The sequence below is a fragment of the Sphingomonas corticis genome (assembly GCF_012035195.1).
Taxonomy (GTDB): domain Bacteria; phylum Pseudomonadota; class Alphaproteobacteria; order Sphingomonadales; family Sphingomonadaceae; genus Sphingomonas; species Sphingomonas corticis.
The window spans coordinates 1-1,670 of the sequence record NZ_JAAVJH010000050.1 but is presented as its reverse complement, the minus strand read 5'-3'; the positions used below and the strand labels follow the sequence as shown (position 1 = coordinate 1,670).

The following is a 1,670-nucleotide window of genomic DNA, read 5'->3' as shown; positions in this document are numbered from 1 at the left end:
GACAACGTCCTATGTCGGGAAGCAGCGGCGGGTTTGGGCCAGCAGATATCCATGCGCCGACAACCATCGGCGCGGCATGCAATCTGAGCCAGATGGCTTCCACCGTCAACGGGATCGCTCTCTGCCATAGCAAACATAGGATCCAGCGGCGCCGGGGCGGCCGTGGTCCTCACCATCCTTAAAACGAGATACGCACCCAGGTGGAAGGCCCGAACATTATCTACAGGGTCGCTCGACGAGCGCCCTCACGGCACTTGCCGAGAGGGGTCCTTCCACCTGGCATCCGACCGTTCGAGGAACGGCCGGTACTCTGTCCCCGTCTTGACGACGGCGTGAGCCACACGCGCCATCTTGGCGGTGAGCGCCGTCATCGCCTTGCGGCGACGGTCGGCATCGTCCGCGTGCCCGGCGGTGTACCGTCCGAGCTTATCGCGGAAGCTGTTGTCGCGCTGACGCGCGGCAACCTGGGCAGCCATCCAGAAGGTGCGGCGCAGACGCGCGTTGCCGTACTTGGACAGCTTGGTGCGGCCACGAAACGTGCCCGACTGACACGTTGCGAGATCGAGACCGCAGAACTTCAGGAACTGTCGATGATGGTTGAAGCGACGCAGATCACCGGCCTCGGCCAGGATGGTCAGCGCGTTGATCGGACCAATGCCCGGAATGTTGCGCAGCAGTTGATAATCGACATGTTCGGCCAGCCTGTCATGGGCAAGCCGCTCTATCTCGTCACGCTGTTGGATGAGGCTGCGTCCCTGCGCGATGACCATGCGGAACATAGTAATTGCTGCCGACTCCTCCGGGACCGGCAGAGCCACCGAAGCGCAGGCCGTTTCGTATATGTCATTGATAAGACGGGCCTTGGAAACCTTGCGGCCAATGAGAGGCCAGGCAGCTGCCGAGAATGCCCCAGCGTCGAGCGCGGTGATGCTGGCAGGAGTGGGGAACCGCTCGATGAGCGCGAGGAACCAGTCGGATCGGCTGTTGCCTGCGAAGCGGGCGATCTCGGGGAAGTACAGCGGCAGGTAGTGGGTCAGGATCCGGTGCCAGGTCTGCGTCTTCATCCTGGAGATCGTCTCGTGGGTCTTCGAGAGCTCCTGCAGGTCATTGATGCCCGCGGCGAGAGGATCGACGTAGCGCTGCGTTGCACCGATCCGCAGCATGTGCAGGATAACCTGCGCGTCCTTGGGGTCGTTCTTGTCCCAGCCATTGTGCAGCGCCTCGCGCGTTCTTGCGAGCGCGACCGACGAGATGAGGCGCAGCTCGAACCCTGCCGTCAGCAGCCGATGTGCCAGCGTACGATGGTAATTACCCGTCGCCTCGAACCCAACGATGATACGGCGCCCGATGGCAGCGAGTTGCTCGGCAAAGCCGTCATAGTCCTGTCTGGTCGCCATGACGGTCATCCGCCGGCGCCGGCCGCCTTCCGGTCGCTCGATGAGAACCTCCTGCCGGCTCTTGGACATATCGATAGCTACCAGCACGGCGCCGGCAGGCGTAGGGGTGAGCTTGGTCATGGTCGGTCAGTCTCCAAAGTGTTGTCTCGACAACCTCACTTTAGATACCTGCTGTCCGGCCATGGCTTGCCCTGATGAAGCCTGCGGCCGCTACGCGGCCTTGTCTTCATCAGGGCCATAGCGGCTCCCGAACCAGCGCTTCCCAATGTGCTA

General features: G+C 62.6%; 1 pseudogene. It reads right to left on the bottom strand.

Features of this window, described 5'->3' with window-relative positions:
- Window positions 1-220 precede the first annotated feature (220 nt).
- A pseudogene (locus HBH26_RS20325) lies at window positions 221-1,517 on the bottom strand (IS110 family RNA-guided transposase).
- Between the last annotated feature and the right edge of the window lie 153 nt (window positions 1,518-1,670).